Origin of the sequence: Paraburkholderia sp. CI3, from assembly GCF_050436505.1 — a bacterium.
Lineage (GTDB): Bacteria > Pseudomonadota > Gammaproteobacteria > Burkholderiales > Burkholderiaceae > Paraburkholderia > Paraburkholderia tuberum.
In genome coordinates this window covers 82,638-102,786 of the sequence record NZ_JBNDMI010000002.1, presented here as the reverse complement: position 1 = coordinate 102,786, position 20,149 = coordinate 82,638, and the positions used below count along the sequence as shown (strand labels likewise).

18 protein-coding genes and 2 pseudogenes are annotated in these 20,149 nt (G+C 61.3%); 10 read left to right on the top strand and 10 right to left on the bottom strand.

All coding sequences use genetic code 11. The features are described from left to right. Positions 1-103 precede the first annotated feature (103 nt). Together OKW29_RS03360 and OKW29_RS03355 are read left to right on the top strand one after the other, a co-directional pair. A complete protein-coding gene (locus OKW29_RS03360) occupies positions 104-1,054 on the top strand; it encodes an acetyltransferase (protein WP_429289974.1) in 951 nt (316 codons plus the stop codon). 440 nt (positions 1,055-1,494) lie between these two features. Then, on the top strand, positions 1,495-2,172 hold the full coding sequence (locus tag OKW29_RS03355) for a phosphoribosyltransferase (protein WP_429289973.1): 678 nt from the start codon (positions 1,495-1,497) through the stop codon (positions 2,170-2,172). A 61-nt stretch (positions 2,173-2,233) separates the two neighbouring features. On the opposite strand, the gene OKW29_RS03350 is transcribed toward OKW29_RS03355, so the two are convergent. Then, the gene (locus tag OKW29_RS03350) at positions 2,234-3,955 is read right to left on the bottom strand and encodes a ShlB/FhaC/HecB family hemolysin secretion/activation protein (RefSeq protein WP_429290724.1); all 1,722 of its coding nucleotides are present in this window, start codon (positions 3,953-3,955) and stop codon (positions 2,234-2,236) included. 47 nt (positions 3,956-4,002) lie between these two features. Between OKW29_RS03350 and OKW29_RS03345 the strand changes: the two genes are divergently transcribed. After that, entirely contained in the window at positions 4,003-4,125 is a 123-nt protein-coding gene (locus OKW29_RS03345) for a hypothetical protein (protein WP_262421512.1), read from the top strand. A gap of 244 nt (positions 4,126-4,369) precedes the next feature. Continuing rightward, positions 4,370-6,409: a glycoside hydrolase family 28 protein gene (locus OKW29_RS03340; protein ID WP_429289972.1), complete on the top strand. Its 2,040-nt coding sequence runs from the start codon at positions 4,370-4,372 to the stop codon at positions 6,407-6,409. A gap of 78 nt (positions 6,410-6,487) precedes the next feature. Here OKW29_RS03340 and OKW29_RS03335 read toward each other — a convergent pair whose 3' ends face one another. Continuing rightward, positions 6,488-8,473: a putative bifunctional diguanylate cyclase/phosphodiesterase gene (locus OKW29_RS03335; RefSeq protein ID WP_429289971.1), complete on the bottom strand. Its 1,986-nt coding sequence runs from the start codon at positions 8,471-8,473 to the stop codon at positions 6,488-6,490. A 93-nt stretch (positions 8,474-8,566) separates the two neighbouring features. On the opposite strand from OKW29_RS03335, the gene OKW29_RS03330 reads away from it, so the two are divergent. After that, a complete protein-coding gene (locus OKW29_RS03330) occupies positions 8,567-9,211 on the top strand; it encodes a hypothetical protein (RefSeq protein WP_429289970.1) in 645 nt (214 codons plus the stop codon). 430 nt (positions 9,212-9,641) lie between these two features. Beyond that, complete coding sequence (locus OKW29_RS03325; RefSeq protein ID WP_429289969.1) at positions 9,642-10,211, top strand: cytochrome b; 570 nt, start codon at positions 9,642-9,644, stop codon at positions 10,209-10,211. A gap of 10 nt (positions 10,212-10,221) precedes the next feature. On the opposite strand, the gene OKW29_RS03320 is transcribed toward OKW29_RS03325, so the two are convergent. The 5 genes and pseudogenes from OKW29_RS03320 to OKW29_RS03300 form a co-directional block, all read right to left on the bottom strand. Further along, a complete protein-coding gene (locus tag OKW29_RS03320; RefSeq protein ID WP_429289968.1) occupies positions 10,222-10,608 on the bottom strand; it encodes a hypothetical protein in 387 nt (128 codons plus the stop codon). Positions 10,609-10,709: 101 nt separating this feature from the next. Then, positions 10,710-11,240 carry a cytochrome b gene (locus tag OKW29_RS03315; RefSeq protein WP_429289967.1) on the bottom strand — a complete coding sequence of 177 codons (531 nt, stop codon included), beginning with the start codon at positions 11,238-11,240 and terminating at the stop codon, positions 10,710-10,712. A 63-nt stretch (positions 11,241-11,303) separates the two neighbouring features. Further along, entirely contained in the window at positions 11,304-11,741 is a 438-nt protein-coding gene (locus OKW29_RS03310; RefSeq protein WP_429289966.1) for a DUF6691 family protein, read from the bottom strand. Position 11,742: 1 nt separating this feature from the next. Then, complete coding sequence (locus OKW29_RS03305) at positions 11,743-12,174, bottom strand: YeeE/YedE family protein (protein ID WP_184033257.1); 432 nt, start codon at positions 12,172-12,174, stop codon at positions 11,743-11,745. Between the two features lie 44 nt (positions 12,175-12,218). After that, a pseudogene (locus OKW29_RS03300) lies at positions 12,219-12,581 on the bottom strand (sulfite exporter TauE/SafE family protein); the annotation flags it as partial. 24 nt (positions 12,582-12,605) lie between these two features. Here OKW29_RS03300 and OKW29_RS03295 point away from each other — a divergent pair. Next, positions 12,606-13,034 carry a helix-turn-helix domain-containing protein gene (locus OKW29_RS03295; protein WP_429290723.1) on the top strand — a complete coding sequence of 143 codons (429 nt, stop codon included), beginning with the start codon at positions 12,606-12,608 and terminating at the stop codon, positions 13,032-13,034. A gap of 60 nt (positions 13,035-13,094) precedes the next feature. Here the strand turns inward: OKW29_RS03295 and OKW29_RS03290 are convergent, their stop codons facing one another. Both OKW29_RS03290 and OKW29_RS03285 read right to left on the bottom strand, forming a co-directional pair. Continuing rightward, positions 13,095-14,822: a tannase/feruloyl esterase family alpha/beta hydrolase gene (locus tag OKW29_RS03290; protein WP_429289965.1), complete on the bottom strand. Its 1,728-nt coding sequence runs from the start codon at positions 14,820-14,822 to the stop codon at positions 13,095-13,097. A 12-nt stretch (positions 14,823-14,834) separates the two neighbouring features. Beyond that, entirely contained in the window at positions 14,835-15,977 is a 1,143-nt protein-coding gene (locus OKW29_RS03285; RefSeq protein ID WP_184058736.1) for a porin, read from the bottom strand. Between the two features lie 369 nt (positions 15,978-16,346). Here OKW29_RS03285 and OKW29_RS03280 point away from each other — a divergent pair. Beyond that, positions 16,347-16,768, top strand: a pseudogene (locus OKW29_RS03280) (AraC family transcriptional regulator); the annotation flags it as partial. 301 nt (positions 16,769-17,069) lie between these two features. Here OKW29_RS03280 and OKW29_RS03275 read toward each other — a convergent pair. Then, entirely contained in the window at positions 17,070-17,423 is a 354-nt protein-coding gene (locus OKW29_RS03275) for a DUF4148 domain-containing protein (protein ID WP_429289964.1), read from the bottom strand. 751 nt (positions 17,424-18,174) lie between these two features. On the opposite strand from OKW29_RS03275, the gene OKW29_RS03270 reads away from it, so the two are divergent. Together OKW29_RS03270 and sufB are read left to right on the top strand one after the other, a co-directional pair. Continuing rightward, a complete protein-coding gene (locus OKW29_RS03270; RefSeq protein ID WP_187615791.1) occupies positions 18,175-18,678 on the top strand; it encodes an SUF system Fe-S cluster assembly regulator in 504 nt (167 codons plus the stop codon). Then, complete coding sequence (gene sufB, locus OKW29_RS03265; RefSeq protein WP_429289963.1) at positions 18,675-20,123, top strand: Fe-S cluster assembly protein SufB; 1,449 nt, start codon at positions 18,675-18,677, stop codon at positions 20,121-20,123. Before OKW29_RS03270 ends, sufB begins: the two co-directional genes overlap by 4 nt. The last annotated feature ends 26 nt before the right edge of the window (positions 20,124-20,149 follow it).

Genomic DNA, 20,149 nt, shown 5'->3' with positions numbered 1-20,149 from the left:
GGCAACTGCCTGTACGCTTCCATACGAAATGGGGCGTGGGTCACCGTTTGACCATAGTCGAGCCGCGTGCGATCGTGTCAGCAACGCGCCGGTGGAGCAGCGGATGAAGCAATTCGATATTTTCAATGGCGATGCCGACGGCATCTGCGCGCTGCATCAGTTGCGGCTCGCCGAGCCTGCCGACACCATCCTGATCACGGGAGCCAAGCGCGAGGTAACGCTTCTGCAACGCGCGAACGCGCAGCCGGGCGACAGCGTGACCGTGCTGGATATTTCGCTCGACTCGAACCGCGAGCCACTCATGGCGTTGCTGGATCTTGGTGTAAAGATCGACTATTTCGATCATCATTTCCCCGGTCCCATCCCCGCACACGCGCTGCTGACGACGCATATCGATATGTCACCGGATAGGTGCACTGCGCTGATCGTGGACCGCCATCTTCAAGGCCGGTACACGCGATGGGCGGTGGTCGCGGCCTATGGCGACAACCTGCACCGGGCGGCGCATCGGGCCGCCAGTGCGTGCGCGGTGAACTCGTCCGATGAGCGCAAACTGCGCGAACTCGGCGAAGCGATCAACTACAACGCCTACGGGGACAGCGTCGTCGATCTTGCCGTTGATCCTGTCGAGATGTATCGCGCCATTCAACCCTATTCGGATCCGCTCGAGTTCATTGCGTCGACCGGCGTGCTGCCCGAACTGCAGGCGCGACGAACGGAAGACCTCGAACTGGCCTTGGGACTCGCGGTAACGCGGCGGCTCGCCAATGGAACGCTGCACATTCTTCCCGACGCGGCGTGGGCGCGGCGCGTGCGAGGCGATTTCGCCAATCTCGTCGCGCGACGCGACCCGGCGCGAGCGCACGCGGTGCTGACGGCCGGCGCCGATGGCCGATACACGGCGAGCGTACGGGCTCCGCTCGATTGTCCGCGAGGCGCCGATGTCCTTTGCAGGAAGTTCGGAGGAAACGGCAGGGTCGCTGCCGCCGGTATCGACGGGCTCGATCGCGCGCGGCTCGACGAATTCGTGACAGCGTTCAGCGTTGCGTTTTGACGCGACGTTCGTGGAGCGGGTGACCGGTAATTCACCGCCGCATCGCAGTCGGCAGTGCGAATTCCCCAGGTGGCGCATCGACAAGGACGTCTTCACCGTCGCTTGGACAGCGGAGGGCGGGCTTGATGCTTGATGCAAATCAACAATGGTCCGCCGCTACGCATCGATTATTGGGCTGTACTCGAACCCGGGGACGATCTTCGCGCCATCGCGCTACAACCGTGATTTTCTGATCACGGTCAAGGACGAGTTCGCATTCGTGCCGGGGTTTTCGTCGGATGGCGCCCCGGGGTTCTCGGGCACGTGCTTCGGAAGCGGTGAGGTATCGGCATCGCCGGCGAGACCCGTGAAAACTTCTCCGTTCAGGAGGACGCTTGATGCGGCCGATTGATGGCATAGTGGGTCTGGCAACTCGCACCGACGTTGCGGGAGGAAAAGCGATGGGCAACCTGTTTCGCGACCGCGCCGACGCTGGCAGACAACTGGCCCACGCACTGCGCGACTATCAGGGTCGCGGCGATCTGGTGGTGCTGGCTCTGCCGCGCGGCGGCGTTCCTGTCGCGTTCGAAGTCGCACAGGCATTGCATGCGAAGCTCGACGTTCTCGTCGTCAGAAAGCTTGGGGCGCCGCAAGACGAGGAACTGGCGATGGGCGCGATCGCGACGGGGGGCGCCCTTCATCTGGAAAGGTCGGTGCTTCGCGAACTGCAAATCAGTGACGCCCAATTGGCCGACGTGATCGCGCGCGAAACAGCCGAACTCGCGCGCAGGGAACTGGCGTACCGTGGGGAATGCCCGCCGGTGCCAGTACAGGGCAAGACGGTGATCGTGGTCGACGACGGCATCGCGACGGGGGCATCGATGCATGCGGCGCTCGACGCACTCCGCAGCAGACATCCCGCTCGGATCGTGGTGGCGGTCCCGGTGTCGCAATCCGATGCGTGCACGGCATTCGAAGGAATCGCGCACGCGTTCGTGAGCGTGCTGCAGCCCGACTGGTTGATGGGGATCGGCGGGTTCTATGTGAATTTCGACCAGACGACCGATGAAGAAGTCCGCGCCTGTCTCGCCGCCGCGCGCGGTTGGGAGCCCGAGCAGGGCTCGGACTCGGCCGGCTGACGGCGCAATGAAGGCAGATACGGCGGCGGGCCGTGTCGAACATGGGGCATCTACCGACGGCTCACGTTCCGACCGACACGTACAAGAGCACGATCGGCGCCTTCGAACCATTTGGTGTCGCCGAGCGTAATGGCGCGCCATAGGTGCAGCGCAAATCCACGAATCTCGACCATTGGACGCGCACGCCCGCGCCGACGCCCGCGAGCAGACCGGGGTTATTTTCGGCTGGCTGGTCGATCGTGCTCCATACGCGGCCCGCATCGAAAAACACAAAGGGTTGCACGACTGCGTTGCTCGCGCCGAGCGAGATCGCAGGCGTGCGCACCTCGGTCTGAATGTTCCAGCCGCGATCGCCCAGCGTGACGTATGGGTCGTAGCCTCGCACACTGGACTCCCCGCCGAGCCCCATCTCCTCGCTCGGTAATAACGTGTTCGGCGTCCACTGGAACGTTCCGTTCGTGATCAGCGTGAAGCCAGCCCCAAGCGCGGTGGCACGAGACGCAGTCAACTGCATATAGATGTAGCGGGCCGTCGCGCCCTGCCGCGCGGCGTTAAATGCCGAATCCTGATTGTTGCCATCCAGTCCGCCCGGACTGGCGACGAGTGTCGCCGCGGCGTGCGCCGTGCCAGCCTCGGTCGGTTTGCTGATGTCGTAAGACAACACGAACTGATGTATGTGCGTATTCGAGTTGAAAACCTGGGAGCCGCCAAATTCCAGATCGTTGTTGCTGCGCTTGAAGTCGTATCCGATCTGGATCAACTGTGTCGTGTCCGTGATGGTCGGCAGACGCAAGTCGTAGCGAAAGCTGAGCTGCGCAGAAATGCCCGTTTGCCCATAGGTGTCGGGCAACCGTGGCGTGCTCTGCGCGTAGACGCCGAACAACTCGATACTGTCGAGCCAAGGCAGCGGCGCCGTGTAGTTCAGCGCGTGCGCGGTGAAGCGGGCGCGGTTCGGGCGGCCTTCGATATTCGGATTGCCGCTGAAAAAATCGTTGCTGGCCGTGAATTGATAGGCGATCTGCTGATCGAGACCAAGCAGGTTGCCGTAGCCTATGCCTGCAAAGAACCGATCACGGCCGAGCTCCTGCACGCCTTCATTGTCGTAACCCGCGCTTACGCGAAGCGGCAGCCGGTCTTCGGTTTGCAACACGACGTCGGTCGTGTCGGCGGCCTCACCGGGCGCAAAAACAGCATCGACCCGTCGATAAGGATTCGCGTTGAGCACCGCAAGTCCCTTCGAGACCGCCGATTGCAGGACCGGTCCGCCGGGCTCGAGCGGCATTTCACGTTCGAGAAGCCTGCTCGAAAAGTAGGTGTTGCCGCTGGCATGAACCCGACCCAGTTTGAATTCGGCAATGGCGATACGCACGACACCCGAGCTCACGTCCTGTTCCGGCACGTAGACGTCGACGAGCGGCTTTCCCGCAGCCCGATAACGCGCGACCACGGCGCGGCGTATCTCGGCGAGGCGGCCGAAGGTCAGCGGCTTGTCGAGGTCCGTGGCGAAGCTCTGCAGGAAGGCGGCGTCGAGTACGGGCAATCCTTGCGCGACGATACGACCTTGCTGCCTCGGCGATGCCGCCGCGGACGCACCGGCCGGTTCGAAGATGAGCCCGGCAAGCCGCTCGACAGCGATCCGTGCGGACTCGGCCTGCGCTTCCGGGGAGGAGGGTGACGACGCGCTTCGCGGCGCCTGCGGTGCGGGTTGCGGCGCGAGGTCGCGCCATGCCTGTGCCGCTACTGGTGAGGTCTGCATGATGCCCGCAATGCACGTTGCGATCATCAGGACAGCAGTGCAGGCGGCGGATCGCGATTTCATCGATCGCTTATATGCAAAGCGCTGTGCCTATTGGCAGCCTGGCAGCAGGCTGCGGCGACCAGCAGGCCGCCGCCCTCAACCCGATGTCGCGCATGCAATATGAGCCTTCCGTCGTTCATGGCGATACCTATTAACGGGTGTGGTGCATCGAATCCGGAGCCGCACGTCGAAATTATTCTAGTCGAAGCGCCTGCGCGAGTTTTCCAAAGCAACCCGAACCAAGTTCACGCCTCGCGAATGGTATGGAGGAAACATTTGGTAAGGGTTTCCTCCATGTGTACGGACCCGCGTCTTGTCTTTACTCTTTAGACTTGTCATACAACATGCGCGATGACGATTCTCTCGTGCGCCTACAACTATTTGTCCGGAGGGGACTCCATGTCCAAGCTGTCGTGCGATCTTGATAAAAATGCGCCCGCAACGGGCGACACCTTGCGCATTTCGCGCCGTGGCTTCATTGGCCTCGGAGGCGCGCTCGCCGGCAGCGTACTCCTGCAGGCTTGCGGCGGCGGCAGCGGAGTTTCCGCTGCCGCGGCAGGCGGAAGCAGTAGTTCCACGCCAGCGACGGGGAGCACGCCGTCAACGGCTGCGGCCGACCCGATCTGGGGTCCCAACGGCTCAGCGACGAACATCATTAATGCGCTGCAGAAGATCACGCAGAGCGCGTTCCCGGCCGTCGATTTCCAGGTCGAACAGTATGGTGCGCAACCGTGCGCGGTCATTGCCCAGGCCAACCCCTACACCGGCAGTTCATCGCCCCTGAGTACGGGGGCCGGCGCGACCAACGCACCGGGATCGTTCGATTCACGTCCCGCTTTCCTCGCGGCAATCGCGGCCTGCAGTGCAGCCGGTGGCGGCCGGGTCGTGGTGCCGGCGGGCACGTGGTATTGCGCGGGTCCCATCGTGCTGCAGAGCAACGTCAACCTCCATCTGAGCGCGAACTGCACGATCTATTTCAGCCCGAATCCCGGCGACTATGCGAAGGACGGTCCGGTCAACTGCGGCGCCAACGGCAATCTTTACTACAGCCGCTGGCAGGCGAACGACTGCCTGAACTTCGGCTCGCCCGTGTACGCGCGAAATGCGAACAACATCGCGGTGACTGGCGAAGGCCCGACCTCGGTGCTGAACGGTCAGGCGATGACGCCGTTCGCCGGAAGCGGAAACACCAGCACTTGCTGGTGGACCTACAAGGGTTCCAGCGGCGCATACGGCTGCGCGGGGTCGACCACGCCGTCCCAGGCCTATACGAATCCGAACAACGTCGATCTGATGGTGGTCGCCCCCACCATTTCGGCCTCGCTCTACACGCTATTGACCAATCCGGCTACGCCGTGGCAGCAAGACCAGAACTACCTGCCGGCGCTCTCCGAAGCGGGCGTGCCGGTCGCGCAGCGAATCTTTGGTCTCGGCCACTATCTGCGGCCGTGTATGGTTGAGTTCATCGGTTGCACGAACGTGCTGATGGAAAACTACCGAACCAACAACACGCCGTTCTGGCAGCATCATCCGACGGACTGCACGAACGTCGTGATCCGTGGCGTGACAGCCGACAGTATCGGACCGAACAACGACGGCTTCGACCCCGACGCCTGCAACACGGTGCTGTGCGACAGCGTAACGTTCAACACCGGCGACGACTGCATCGCGATCAAGTCAGGCAAGGATCTCGACACGGAGTACGGACCCGCGCAGAACCATGTGATCCAGAACTGCATGATGAATAGCGGTCACGGCGGCATTACGCTCGGCAGCGAGATGGGTGGCGGCGTGCAGAACATCTACGCGCGCAATCTGACCATGCTCAATCAGTTCTGGGCAACGAATTCGCTGAACATCGCGATCCGTATCAAGACGAACATGAACCGTGGAGGCTACGTCAAGAACTTCTACGTGAATGGCGTCACGCTCCCGCACGGCGTGAGCCTGACGGGTGGAGGCTACGGCAGCAAGATGCTGACGGGCAGTCCGATCAACGGCACCGTGCCCATCGGTGTGGCCACCGCAACAGCCGCCAACCCGTCTGCGTCTCAAGGCGGCCTGATCACGTTCGATTGCGATTACCAGCCTGCCGCCGATGCGATTCGCACACGCCCCGCACTCATTGACAACGTCAACATCACGAACGTCAATGCTTCGAACGTGACATTGGGCAGTACAACCAGCTCCTGTTTCCAGGCCATCGTTGCACAAGGTCCAGTTGCGTTCGATTACAACGGTCCGGCGCCTGCGCCGACCGTACCGGCAATCACGGGAGTGACGATTTCCAACTGCGACTTCGGCACGCCTGTGGCCGCAGGCCCCGCGAGCGCCAGCACGCCGGGTCCGATCTACCTCTACAACGTGCACGACATTACGTTGCAGAACGTGATCATCGCTGGGCAGACGCTTAATCAGACGCTGTCGGATCCGCGTTAAAGACGACGCACCAATGAGCGGCGAGGCGCCGCTCATTGGCGTCGCACAAATAAAGTGAAGTCGTCGCGCCGGGGGCTCTCAAGACGAGCCACTTTGCAGCTCGCTCATCAGGCTCGCCGCGTAGGCCGGAATATTCGCCGCTGGCTGTGGCGCGGCGAAGTAGTATCCCTGAACGATCTCGCAGCCGGCCTCGGCAAGGAAAGCCAATTGTTCGGCTCGTTCGACGCCTTCCGCGACGACTTCGAAACGCAGATTGCGGGCGAGTGCGATGATCGCACCGATAATCGTCTCATCCGCAAGACTGCTGCCAATGCCGCGGATGAACGACATGTCGATCTTCAGACGGTCCGCGTGAAAGCTGCGCAGGTAAGCCAGGCTCGAGTAACCGGCGCCAAAGTCGTCGATCGCTATGGACACGCCAATGTCGTGCAGGGCGCGCAGGGTGGGCAGGGCGCCCGGTGCAACCAGGCCTCCTTCGGTAATCTCCAGTTCGAGCCGGTCCGCGGCCAATTGTGACGCGGCCAGAGCACGACGCACGACGGCGCCGAAATCACTCGAAGTAAGCTGGCTGGGCGACACGTTGACCGACATGCGCAGCTCCGGCAGCACTTCCTCCCAGCGCTTTGACTGTGCACAGGCAGTTTGCAGTACCCATTCTCCGATTGACGCAATCAAACCGATGTCTTCGGCCAGGGGTATAAACGTCGTTGGGCTGACCGTGCCGAAGTCCGCGTCGTGCCATCGGATGAGCGCCTCGACTCCAGTCAGCCGGTAGCTGCGTATGTCCACTTGCGGCTGGTACGCGAGCTCAAAGCCGTTCTGCTCGACGGCGTTGCGTAGCTTGTGCGATAGCGCGATGCGCTGAGTCGCCGCATGCGCGAGCAAAGGGGCAAATCGCTCGACGCCGTTACGCCCGCCTGCCTTGACGCGATACATCGCAAGGTCGGCGTGTTTCAGCAGAGTTTCGCAGTCCGTGCCGTCTTGCGGATAGCAGCTGACCCCGATGCTCATCCGGACCCGCAGTTGCATGTCGTCGATTTGCACTGGCTTGTCCAGCGCTTGCGTCACGCGCGTCAACAGCGCGGAGAGTTCGCCATCGTCGGTTGAACCCTTCAACATCGTCACGAACTCGTCGCCGCCATATCGCGTCACCACGCCATCCGTTCCGACCGATGTCGACAACCGCCGCGCAACTTCCTGCAACAGGCGATCGCCTGCGCCGTGGCCCAGGCTGTCGTTGATGTCCTTGAAATGATCGAGGTCGATGAACAGCAACGCGAATTCGTGACCATCGAGAATCACCGTGTCAATCAGTTCACGCAGCGTCACGCGGTTCGGCAAATCCGTCAGCGCATCGCGACGTGCCTGCCTGACCAGTAGATCGCGCGATTCAATGAGTTCCGTCAGGTCGCTCACCACGCTGATGTGATGCGTAACCTTTTCCGCCTCGTCGCTCACCGGTGCCACGTACAGCTGATACCAGAACTCTGTTCCGTTCGCGCGTCGGCTTTTCGTGAGCGTGGTTGCCTCGCGTTTCTCGGCAATAGCGGTACTGATCTGTTTCCACAATCCAGGTGTTTCCGGCCGCGCGGAATGATCTGCGATCTGCGGGCACTCATAGCCGGTTATTTTCTCGAATGCCGGGTTCGCGTATTCGACCACGTCGCCGCTCGGATCGGGTCGGGTGATGAGCACGCCGTTGCCAATTGCGTCGAGTGCACGGCTTCGCAGCAATAACGCGAGCTCGGCGTGCTTGCGCTCCGTTACGTCGACGGCCGTAATGAAGCACGCCCGACGGCGGGCATAGGTGAGGAAGTGATACGACAGCTCCACGTACACGGGCGTGCCGTCGCTGTGTCGATGCCGGCATACGCCGGCCGAGCCGTTCGTGGTAGCCGCGGCCAGCAGCGCGTGCAGATCGTGCAGAAATGACGGCAAGTCGGCGTTCGCATACAGAGAGGCCATGTCGAGCGAACACAGCTCACGGCGCGTGCGTCCGTATTGCGATGCGGCGGCCCGGTTCGCAGCGAGAATCGATAGCGTCTCGACGTCGAAAATCAACATTGGAAGTGGATGATGATAAAAGTACCGACGAAACCGGCGCTCGCTTTCTGAAGCAATGACCCGCGCGCGCTGCCGTGCGAGACGGGCGCGATAGTGAGCAACCAACGCATAGCAAAGGAGAAAACATGCCGCCAGCGCCGTTATTGCAAGCACGGTCCGCTCTATCACCAGGTGGCGCGCCGCGCTGTCGGATGCAGCCCTCAGGGAAGCGGTCTGCGCGTCGCGGAGAGTCACCAGTTGGGTGACGATGTTCGCCAGCATACGGTTCGCTTCGAGCAGCGCCGGGCTGTCGACCGACGCGCGGCCATCCGCCACGCGCGCATGTACCGCGATGTCGGCAAGAAGCCACGCCCAGCGAGCCGTCTCACCGCGCACGTGCCTTACCATCAGTTGGCTTCGCGGGTCGCTGGCGTAACTTTGTTCCAGGCGGTCGAAACTGGTGGCGGCCGAAACTACCCGCTGCACTGGCCACGCGAAAGATGCCACCCGTGCACTGTCGAGCCCCACCAGGAAATCGGCGTTCGCCCGGATGTTCACTGCCTGCAGCGTCTCGATGTCGTCGCGGGCACGCAGAGCGTGAATGCGCTCCGCGTCGGACCGCTCATGCGATATAAGCGTGTAACCAATGCCGAGAGCGAAAATGACGAGGCCAGTCAACACCAGTGCGACGGTAATGATCAGTTGCCGGTCGACGCCATGTCGCCGCCTCCACCGGCCAATAATGCCGGCGATGCCTAAACTCGAAATATATTGCATCGGTCAAGAATCAGCGCGCGCACGAGTACATAACATTGATACTCGACGGCGGCGTGGCTGTGCGTCAGCATCTTTTACCGGTTACTGCGCGCGGTAACCGGGCTATTGTCTCCTCGATGGTGATATCGGCAGCAATACGAAGAACTTGAGAATGACTTTGCAAGAGCCACACGACCGGGTGCATACCGCGCCGCCTGGCTGGACGGAGAAGATTTGAAACGTGAGCCGCCATCAGCTTGAGATTTCGCCAGGAGTTTGCGCGTAGAATCCATTCACGAATCCAATACGCCAGCGTCCGGCCAGCCATGCATGCCACGTCACGATACGATGCATCTGTGTGTGTTATCCACTGGCTTGCCGTGTCGCGGTCGTGCCTACCGTTCGTCGATGGGCACACATCGGGAGCGCTATAGTGAAAAGCTCTGCCACACGCTACGGTTCGATTGCCCAATTCCTCCACTGGTGCACGGCAATTGTCGTGCTCGTGACGTTCATGTACGGGCCCGGCGGATCTGAACAGCGCGTCTACTCTTCGGTGCACGAGTTCGACCGGCGACTGCACGAGACTTTGGGTTTATGCGTGTTCGCGCTCACCCTCATCCGCCTGCTGTGGCGAGCATACGACGCGCGTCCCGAGACACCTCCGGTTTCTCGCTGGATGGCTGTGATGGCAACAACCGTTCGATGGATGCTGTATCTGCTTCTCCTCGCGCTACCGCTTACCGCCATCTCGGGCGCGTGGCTCGAAGGGCATCCGCTGACGCTGATCGGCGGTTACGATATTCCGCCTTTACTCAGTAGCTCGCATGGAGCAGGCTCAGCCCTCGCATCGCTGCACGCGTGGCTCGGCGACGCCATTATGTGGCTTGCGGGGTTGCACGCATTCGCGGCTATTTTTCATCATGCCTTCCTTAAAGACGACGTCCTGATCGCGATGCTTCCACGCTGGTTTCCGGCGGGACGGGCACGTACTGGCCGATAAGCCCCGAATGTCACGAGGCGAGATTGGGCGACGATGGTCCTTGAACACCCGTGGTTGGGCCGCCAGCTTCGCCGAGAATCAGGTCGCTTGCGTTCCCAATGATCCTGTCGACACAACGGAAATCCATGTTGTCCGATGCCCAGTGGCCGATCCAGCTTCCGTCGCTTCCCTGATGGTCGTAGTTCGAGTAGGTAAATTGCGTGAACGCACCGATTCTGTGGGTGATCTTGCCGGCGAGGAAGATGCTGGCTGAATCGAAAATCGGCAGACCGTCTTTGGGAGAGATGATATTGCCGTTGGCATCATGGTTGAGCCTCGTCCTGGTCACGTCGAGCATCGCCATCACGGCCACTGGAATCGTACGTTCGCCGAAGGTATATCCGTTCAGCTTGAACATTCGACCGTACGGCGTCAGTTCGGGAAACTGTCCGCCCGCGTGACATGCCACGCAGCTTTGCCCTGTTTGACGGGCAAATGTAGGCAGCGCTCGAACTACCGCTAGATCTTCATGCGCTGCAGAACGCGGTCGCCGGCGACGAACTGATGAAACATCGCCGCTGCGATATGCAGGCAGATCACGCCGAATAGAACCCAAGCGAGGACGCCGTGAACATCGCCCATCGCATGTCCGAATGACGAACCCGGTGCCGACAGTGAGGGCAACGAAGCAAGTCCGGCGAGGCGGACCGTCCACGTGCGCGACGAAGCGTTGATCCAGCCGAGCAGCGGCACCAGCACCAGCAGCACATACAGCGCGAGGTGCGTGAGCTTCGAAGCGGCGCGAAACAGCGGCGGCAGGTTGTCCGGCGGCGACCGATGAGTCACGCGCCACAGCACCCGCGACACCATCGCTGCGAGCAGCGCGGTGCCGACGCCAAGGTGCCAGGCGATTTCGCCGTCCGGCACGGTATCGCGGTGCACGTCCGGCATCGTCCAGCCGATCACGAACTGCGCGGCAACCAGCCCGACGACGAGCCAATGGAGCAAACGTGCGACGATGTCATAGCGGTGTTCAGGGGAGACTTGCATAGGGGAGCCTGTGAGTTGGATTCAGTCGAAACAGATCGTACACGACCGCGCCTTAAGGCCAGGTTAAGGGGTAGTCGCCAAGGCCGCCTGTCTGCGCCGTTCCAACGACTCGAAGACCGCCATTCCCGCGATCATCGCCGCCACGAACACCCACGCTTTCACCGACCCGAGTCCGAGCGCAACGAACGCCGGGCCGGGACAGAACCCTGCAATTCCCCAACCGACGCCGAACGCGAGGCTGCCCACCATCAGCCTTCGCGTGACGTGCGTTGACGCGGGAATCTGCATCGGCAATCCGAGCAGCGACTTGCCGCGGCGCTTCGCGATCGCGAAGCCGATTGCTGCGACAGCCACCGCGCCGATCATCACGAACGCGAGCGACGGGTCCCAGCGTCCTGCGAAATCGAGGAAGCCCAACACTTTGGCGGGGTTGGCCATGCCCGACAACAGCAGGCCGAAGCCGAACAGCAGCCCGCATACGAATGAAACGACTGTTGCCATCCTAGGCTCCGAGAAGATGTCGCATGATATAGACGGTGACGAAGCCGGCCGCCATGAACGTCGCCGTCGCTACGAGCGAGCGCGTGGCGCCGCGTGAAATGCCGCACACGCCGTGTCCGCTCGTGCAACCGCTGCCATAGCGGGTGCCGATGCCGACCAGAAAGCCGGCCGCGATCACGGCCGGCCACGACGCGTCGACGGTGATCGCGACGGGCGCACCGACCGCGCGCGCGATTACCGCGGCAGCGACCAGCCCGGCAACGAAGGCGACGCGCCATGCGCCGTCTCGCCTGGTCCAGCGCAGCAGGCCGCCGACTATCCCGCTGATTCCGGCGATGCGGCCCAGCAAAAGCACCATCGCCGCAGCCACGGCGCCGATCAGCAGGCCTCCGCACAGGGACGCGATCGGGGTGAAATGGTCGAGATCGATCATCGTTCAGGTTGACTGTCGTGTGAGTTGGAGGGAAGCGGCAGCGCTTACATCAGCGCCGCTTTGACCAGCAGGCCGAGCGCCACGCAGACGAGGATGCTCGCAAAGCCCAGTTGCACCTGACGCGCGGCGATGTGATGCGATGCAAGCCGGCCGCTGAGCATACCGGCGGCGGTGGCGCCAGTGAACCACAACGCGACTTCGAGTGGAAGCGTTGCGCCGTGCGTGGCCGTCGCGAGAACGCCGCCACTGCCGACGAGTGCGATCACCATCAGCGAAGTCGCGACGATACCGTGCATCGACACGTCCGTCAGCTTGCGCATCATCGGCACGATGATGAAGCCGCCGCCGACACCGAGCATCCCCGTCATCAATCCCGTCAGCGAACCGGTGGCCGCGAGCGCGGCTGCGCGTTTCCAATTCATTTGTCCGCGGTGCGCGAGCGTGTCGACGACATCGCGCTGCTCGCGGATTCGATCCTGCGGCGCATTGCGTCGGCGCGCGCCGGATCGTCGCATAAAGCGTCGATTTCCGCGGACGCGATGGCGCAGTTGCGCGCCTATGCGTGGCCCGGCAACATCCGCGAATTGCGCAACGTGCTCGAGCGCGCCAACCTGCTCGCCGACGGTGGCGTGATCCGCGCCGAACACTTGCCGCAGGCGGTCAGCGACAGGGCTTCCGGCGGTGGTCAGGATTCGCTGGCCGTGGGCGTAGGCTTGCCGCGCAAGCTGACCGATGCGGAACTCGCGCGCGCAGCGGCGCAATTCCGTGGAAAACGCAGTGAGCTCGCCGCGCAGCTGGGATTGAGCGAGCGCACGCTTTATCGGCGGCTCAAAGCGATCGCGGGCGGTGAGGGGGCCTAACGTTTCCTCGGCGTAGTGGGGGAGCGTTCACATCTTCGCCCCCCTTGCACGGTCAGTGGCTTAGCTGCAAGTGAAACTGCTTGCCGAGTTCACGTCTCCGCTGGTATAGCGGGCCACCTTCGGATACGCGCAGAGCGGACGCGTGCGCCCGGCACCCCAGCTAGTCGGCACCTCGCTATTCGGTATCGCGTTGGTCGTGTCGCGAGCCGTTGCGATGACCCGGTTCGGCGCTTGCCCTTGCTCGACCCATGCCACCATAGGCGTCAGCATGTCGAACTGATCGGCCGTCGGACCGCCGCTGCAGTGGTTCATCCCTGCTACCGTGAAGAGCCGGGCGAAATTGCTCGCGTCACCGCCACTAGCCGTGGACAAGCGCTGATACCAGTCGGTCGTATCGTTCGACGAGAACACTGGATCGCTCGTCCCGTGATAGACGATCAACTTCGCGCCCCGGCTCCTCAGACCGCTCAAATCAGTCTCGTTCGGCGGGGTCATGAATGACCACGAAGTCTCGGCATAGACACCGCTCGTTGCGAAGATCTTCGGCGCGTCACTGTCCATGTTGAAGTTCAGAGCGTAGGCGCCGATGGAGCTGAGCAGCGAAGCGCTCTGCGGCGGCGACGTAAATACGAAGGCCGCCGCGGCCGGGTCAAGGCTGATCGAATTGCCTTGCTTCCACGCGGCCCAGCCTGATCCGTTGACACCGACGTCATACGGAAAGCTCGCATAGAGCGCAGTGCCAGCGCTATTTTTCGCCCCAGAAAAAATATTTCCAACGGCTTGCTTTTGAGCCGCCGTAAGACAGGTGCCGTCGCGCCCATTGCTCGAACATGTCGGTACGTCCGTGGCCAGGTCGAAGCTCGCCTGGCACGCTTTAATGTCTTGCACCATCCCGTCCGCTACACCATCCAGCGAATCGCACTTCGCGATGACCTTCGACGCGATGAGCTGCCTTTCAGCAGTCGTCAAGCCGGTGGTGATATCGGCAATTCCGGCCGACGTTTTGGCGGTCGCGACGGTAGCTAGCTGTTGTGCGCTCCACATCTGCCCGATCGCCGCCTTTGGCAAATGAAAGCCGGGGTCGCCGGCAATGATGCCGTCGTAATCCGCGAAAGACCTGGCTGCCGCCACCATCGCATGACGGCCGCCGTTCGAGCAACCTTCGAAGTAGCTGCGGTCGGGGCCCTTGCCATAGGCCAACTTGATCACCTGCCTGGCCATTGGCGTGAGCGTAGCAACGGCGTTATAGCCATAATCGAGGCGCGCCTGGGGATCGAGACCAAACAGCGGGTTTTGCGACCCTGAATGACCTGCATCCGAACTGATCACGGCGAAGCCCATGTTTAGAGCGTTGTTCAGCGGGCCCCCGCCACTGAGCACCCCCGTCGCCGGTGTCACATTACCGTCGAGACCACCGTTGGCCTGATAGAAAAAGCGACCATTCCACGCGAGGGGTAGCCGCATTTCAAAACCAATCGCATAAGTTTGGCCGTCAACGGCGCTCGTGCGTTGATTCATTTTCCCTTCGATCACGCAATGTTCGGGCACGGACTTTCCCGCCACCGTGAGCGTTCCGGCCGGCACGTCGGTAACGGACGTGAACGTCGTGGCCGCAAACGTCAACCTGGCGGCGAGCGCGCTGCAGTTTCCTGACAGCGTCGCGGGTTGTGCTGCGGAAAGCCGAGGCAATTGTGTCGCACTGGTGGAGAGCGAGTCGGAACCGCCGCCGCAGGCCGCCAGCATCGCGGACACTGCCGATACGCACATAGCAATTGAAGTTCGTTTCATTCTCGCCCCCTATCAGAACATGTGTTTAATGCCGACCATCACGCCCGTTTGACCCATGCCCGCGCCTGGTGTGGTCCCACCGCCGCCACCGCTGACCGAATAGCGCGCCTTCGCGCTGTTCGCGAGATACGCAGCCTGCGCATAGACCGACGAACGCTTGCTCAGAAGATAGGTGGTGCGTAACGTTCCCATCGTGGCGCGGGTATCGTGGTCGCTATTGATGATCCGAAACACTTCGCCATCGAGGAGGAACGCAGGCGTGACCATGTACGAAGCGCCGAGGAAGAACAGATCCGAACGGATATTCGGTACTGTCGGCGACTGGGTCACTACGCGGCGTCCAATCCAACCTGCGCCGATCTTCGCGCCTGCGTACTGCGCATAGGCGCTCAGTTGGGTACGGGCGTCCTTGTCCGCGGCGTTGATGAGAGGTGTCGGCGCAATTCCGTCGAAGAAGTTGGCGGCTGCGGTCGCGCCGCCGCGTTGCTCCTCGTACGACGCAGCCGCGCCGAAATATTGAGAGTCGTACTTGAGCATTGCGGACCAGTCGCGGCATTCCGTGGCGTGGCCTGGAACCGAGCCGGTACAGGTTCCTTGTCCCGGCGAGTTGCCGGTACCCGCCGCGTCCCGTCCGAATGAATAGCCCGCGCCCAGCGTAAAGCCCTTGTACGAGCCAAGATACGTGATGGAGTTGTCGGCGCGTGCGTTGGGCACATAGGCATCCAGGGAGCCCATGCCGTAAATGTCCGGACCGATGATGTCGGCGCCCTGAACCGCAAGATAGGTCATCGTGTACTGACGGCCGAACGCGAGCGTTCCATACGGGCTTTTCATGCCAACGAATGCCTGGCGTCCAAACAGCCTCCCGCCCTGTCCAGAACTGCCGTCGCGCACGTTAAAGCCGCTTTCGAGCGTGAAGACAGCGCTGTAGCCGCCGCCTAGATCTTCGTTGCCGCGCAGCCCCCAGCGTGATGGGAACTCTCCGGTAACGGATGGCATGCGAAAGACGCTGTCGCCCTTCGCGTTCGCGTGCGAGACATACTCGATCCCCGTGTCCACGATGCCATACAACGTGACGCTCGATTGCGCAAAGGCTCCAGTGCTCAGCGCGCATAGCGCACCGAACATGAGAACGTGAGTCGACTTCAATTGCATGGTGATGTCTCCAGACCAGTTGTATGTTTTTTTGTTGAACTGCGGTTGAGGGATCTTCGGTTTCAGGCGATTGCAGCGATGAGCGTGACGGGGATACTGGCGCCGATCACCGCTGATTCAATATCAGGCAGGCTGATATAAAGAACAAAATAAAACGCGTCCTGGAAGACGCGCCTGTCCGTCGCGATAGTTCCGTATTTGATATCAGGTATCCTGACAACGCAAGCATGAAATGTTCGGTAGATACCCTATGCAGCGGGATGGATGCGAGCCGAGCGTTGATCGGTGACGGCTGCCCTTCCGACGAGCAGCGCAAACTGTACGAGCTCGCCTACGCGCAGGTCCACTTCAATATGGACGCTCGCCGGCTCGCTGGTGTCGCCGACGCTGGCGCTGCGCATGCGGTGGGGCGAAGCTTGCCCGCAGGCCATCCTGCGTATCGAGCCCGATGTGCTCGAGCGTCATGCACAGCGTCATTTCGGCGACGCGGCGGGTGGGGCAATCGAATTCGAGCCAGGATTCGCACTGACGTCGGCACAGGGGTGTGCCTGATGCAGTTGCTGCCGATGCTCGCGGAAATCATGAGTACGGAGGCGCATCCGCTGCGCAATCCACTCGCATTTGAGCAGTTCGAGTCGACACTACTGAACGCGCTTATCTACGGTCAACCGAACAGCGTACGAAGCGGCATGACGCGCGAGCGCAGACCGCTTGCGCCGTTTTATGTACGACGGGTGGAGGAATACATCCGTGCGCATTTGCAGGAGCCGCTAACGATCGAGCGGCTCGCGCTGACGGAGTGTGAGCTGACGATGCATTCTGAAAAGTCAAAGATCGTGTATTGCAAGGACAGAAGTCGCACCCAAACCTACCCGAATGTGACCTTCACATTTCTGGGCTTTCAGTTTCGTCCGCGAAGGGTGTTGACCAGGCACGGGCAGGTCTCGACCAGCTTTGTACCTGGCGTCAGTCCTGACGCCCTGAAACGGATGAGACAGGTGGCGCGGGGGTGGCGGTTGCAGCGCCAAACGTCGAAATCACTGTTTGAACGCGCCCAGCAATGAATCCCACGATATGTGGGTGGTGGAACTACTACGGGCTTTCTATCAGGACGCCACCCACTCCGGAAGTGTTGCCAGCGCTATCGATCTCAATCACTTCTTCACTGACTGCCACGACGGTCACTGGGTGACTGCCGCTTACTCCGGACGGGACCCCGTGGTGGGCAGCAACCTTGGCTTCAGCAGCCTGTATGTCCGCCGGATATCCGCGCGGGTCCGCACGGGCCGGGTTGTAGCCCGCCGCTTCGATCTCAACCAACTGCTCACGGACTTCCGCGCGGGTCAGTGGATGGTTTGCTGCGACGTTTGCGGCGGCAAAAACCGTAATCGGCGCAGCGAAGGCGATGGCAGCCACAAAGGCAGCGAGTTTAACGAAGGGTTTCATGGTTACTACCTCCTTCGTTTGTCGGTTGGGCGCTATAAGTTCGCGCGTTCTTTCAATTCGTAATGCATCTGTAATTAAATAGTAATTTATGGTAAGCGCCTACCTTGTAAACTACTTTTTATGAAAATGAAATAATCAGAATTTATCGGCGCAAAATTGTTAATTGCCTGGACGCCTTGAAGGGCAATCTCATGCAGGCACGGACGAAAGGGGCCGTCATCGTTAGCGCATGCGCTGAACACGTAGGCCGAGGGCAATGGACGCGTTCGACATTCAGTCCGCGCACCTGCTCAACACTCCACACGACCACAATCACCAGAAAAGATCGGGCAGTAGCCCCACTGGGTCCGGATGCCACAACAGCCCAAAGTACTATGCGGCGGGCCTCTCCCGAGATAGGCGATGCACATCGCGCATCCTTCACGCGGATTCCGGCTTTTAAATCAGTTTTCGATATTCTGGATATCAAACAATTGATGTCTCGTCGGGCGAGTGGGTATTCGCAGTCGATGGAGCGTGGCTCGCCAGAGCGGTCTGTCACGAAGACCAATACACTGACAAGGTTATATATACAGGTCTAGAATGGAATCGGCGTTGGGCCGTTCGCGAAATACTTCTCCCGAAACGGAAAGCGATTCGCGACGTGGCCAGGAATCCCCACCCAGGACAGTGTCGCTCACTCCAAACGTGCGGTTTTCGTTTCGATGTAATCTGGACCAAAAGGGTCCTGATTAAAACGGGAGATGTTCCGATGTTGCGCATGAGCAAACTTGCCGATTACGGCACGGTGATCATGACTGCGATGGCGCGCGATCCCGATGCCGTCCACAGCGCAAGCAGCATTGCTGCGGCGACCGGCGTCGCGGGGCCAACGGTGTCAAAGGTGCTGAAAGTCCTGACGCGCGGTGGTGTCGTGGAGTCGCTGCGCGGCACAAACGGCGGCTACCTGCTGCCGCGGCCGCCCGCGCGGATCACGCTGGCGGAGGTGATCGCCGTCGTCGACGGCCCGATCGGGATGACCGAATGCAGCACTACGCCAGGCCTGTGTATCCAGGAGGCGGCGTGCGCGGTGCGCGCCAACTGGCAGAAGGTCAATCGCCTGATTTACGAAGCGTTGCAGCAGGTCACGTTGGCGGACATGGCGGGCCCCACCTTGCGCGCAGTCGATATCAGCGCGATCCGCGCGCGTAGTATCTCCACCCATCGCGCGGGCGCGACGCCTGCGCGCAAGTCGATTGACCGAGGCCACACATGAGCGCATCCGCAACCGGTTTCGATGAACTGATCAGACGCGAATACCAGCACGGTTTCGTGACTGATCTGCAGGCCGATGCGCTTCCGCGCGGGCTGAGCGAGGACGTGGTCCGGCTCATTTCGGTGAAGAAAGACGAGCCGGCGTTCATGCTCGAATGGCGACTCGCGGCCTATCGCCACTGGCTCACGATGACCGAGCCGCATTGGGCGACGGTCGAACACCCGCCGATCGATTATCAGAACATCATCTATTATTCCGCGCCGATGACGCAGAAGAATCGTCCGAAGAGTCTCGATGAAGTCGACCCGGAACTGCTGCGTACCTACGAAAAGCTGGGTGTGCCGCTGAGGGAGCGCGAACTGCTGGCGGGCGTAGCGGTGGATGCGGTATTCGACAGCGTGTCGGTAGCGACTACGTTCCGCGAAAAGCTGGCGGAACTCGGCATTGTGTTCTGTTCATTCTCGGATGCCGTACAGCATCATCCCGAACTGGTGCGAAAGTATCTCGGCTCGGTCGTGCCGCACACCGACAATTTCTTCGCTGCGCTTAATTCCGCCGTGTTCAGCGATGGGTCGTTCTGCTACATCCCGCCGGGCGTGCGCTGCCCGATGGAACTGTCGACCTACTTTCGTATCAACGCCCAGAACACCGGGCAGTTCGAGCGCACGCTGATCGTCGCGGACAAAGGCGCGTACGTGAGCTATCTGGAAGGCTGCACCGCGCCGATGCGCGACGAAAACCAACTGCATGCCGCTGTGGTCGAACTGGTCGCGCTGGAAGGTGCACAGATCCGCTATTCGACCGTGCAGAACTGGTATCCGGGCGATGCGTCGGGCAAGGGCGGCATCTACAATTTCGTGACCAAACGTGGCGACTGCCGCGAGGCCAATTCGAAGATTTCATGGACTCAGGTGGAAACCGGTTCGGCGATTACGTGGAAGTATCCGAGCGTGATCCTGCAGGGCGATAACTCGGTCGGTGAGTTCTATTCGGTGGCACTGACCAACCACTATCAACAGGCCGATACCGGGACGAAGATGGTTCACGTCGGCCGCAATACGCGCAGCACGATTCTGTCGAAAGGCATCTCGGCGGGCCGCGGAAAGAACGCGTATCGCGGTCTCGTGAAGGTCGGCCGTGCGGCGGAAGGCGCGCGCAACTACACGCAGTGCGATTCGCTTTTGCTCGGAAACCGTTGCAGCGCTCACACATTCCCCTACATCGAGGTCAAGAATCCGACCGCGAAGGTCGAACACGAAGCATCGACATCACGCATCGGCGAAGACCAGTTGTTCTATTGCCGGCAGCGTGGGTTGTCGCCGGAAGATGCGGTGTCGATGATCGTGAACGGCTTCTGCAAGGAGGTCTTCAAGGAGCTGCCGATGGAGTTTGCAGTCGAGGCACAAAAGCTGCTCGGCGTCAGCCTGGAAGGCGCCGTGGGGTAAACACAGCGATTCGCGAGGGATTCGGA

Excerpts from the sequence above, each read along its gene's own strand:
- OKW29_RS03305 (WP_184033257.1), bottom strand. The coding sequence starts at position 12,174 with ATGATCGATCTCGACCATTTCACCCCGATCGCGTCCCTGTGCGGAGGC.
- OKW29_RS03290 (WP_429289965.1), bottom strand. The coding sequence starts at position 14,822 with ATGAAACGAACTTCAATTGCTATGTGCGTATCGGCAGTGTCCGCGATG.
- sufB (WP_429289963.1), top strand. The coding sequence starts at position 18,675 with ATGAGCGCATCCGCAACCGGTTTCGATGAACTGATCAGACGCGAATAC.
- OKW29_RS03270 (WP_187615791.1), top strand. The coding sequence starts at position 18,175 with ATGTTGCGCATGAGCAAACTTGCCGATTACGGCACGGTGATCATGACT.
- OKW29_RS03310 (WP_429289966.1), bottom strand. The coding sequence starts at position 11,741 with ATGGCAACAGTCGTTTCATTCGTATGCGGGCTGCTGTTCGGCTTCGGC.
- OKW29_RS03345 (WP_262421512.1), top strand. The coding sequence starts at position 4,003 with ATGCAAAGCGCTGTGCCTATTGGCAGCCTGGCAGCAGGCTGCGGCGAC.
- OKW29_RS03320 (WP_429289968.1), bottom strand. The coding sequence starts at position 10,608 with ATGTTCAAGCTGAACGGATATACCTTCGGCGAACGTACGATTCCAGTG.
- OKW29_RS03355 (WP_429289973.1), top strand. The coding sequence starts at position 1,495 with ATGGGCAACCTGTTTCGCGACCGCGCCGACGCTGGCAGACAACTGGCC.
- OKW29_RS03360 (WP_429289974.1), top strand. The coding sequence starts at position 104 with ATGAAGCAATTCGATATTTTCAATGGCGATGCCGACGGCATCTGCGCG.
- OKW29_RS03275 (WP_429289964.1), bottom strand. The coding sequence starts at position 17,423 with ATGAAACCCTTCGTTAAACTCGCTGCCTTTGTGGCTGCCATCGCCTTC.
- OKW29_RS03285 (WP_184058736.1), bottom strand. The coding sequence starts at position 15,977 with ATGCAATTGAAGTCGACTCACGTTCTCATGTTCGGTGCGCTATGCGCG.
- OKW29_RS03350 (WP_429290724.1), bottom strand. The coding sequence starts at position 3,955 with ATGATCGCAACGTGCATTGCGGGCATCATGCAGACCTCACCAGTAGCG.
- OKW29_RS03335 (WP_429289971.1), bottom strand. The coding sequence starts at position 8,473 with ATGTTGATTTTCGACGTCGAGACGCTATCGATTCTCGCTGCGAACCGG.
- OKW29_RS03340 (WP_429289972.1), top strand. The coding sequence starts at position 4,370 with ATGTCCAAGCTGTCGTGCGATCTTGATAAAAATGCGCCCGCAACGGGC.
- OKW29_RS03315 (WP_429289967.1), bottom strand. The coding sequence starts at position 11,240 with ATGCAAGTCTCCCCTGAACACCGCTATGACATCGTCGCACGTTTGCTC.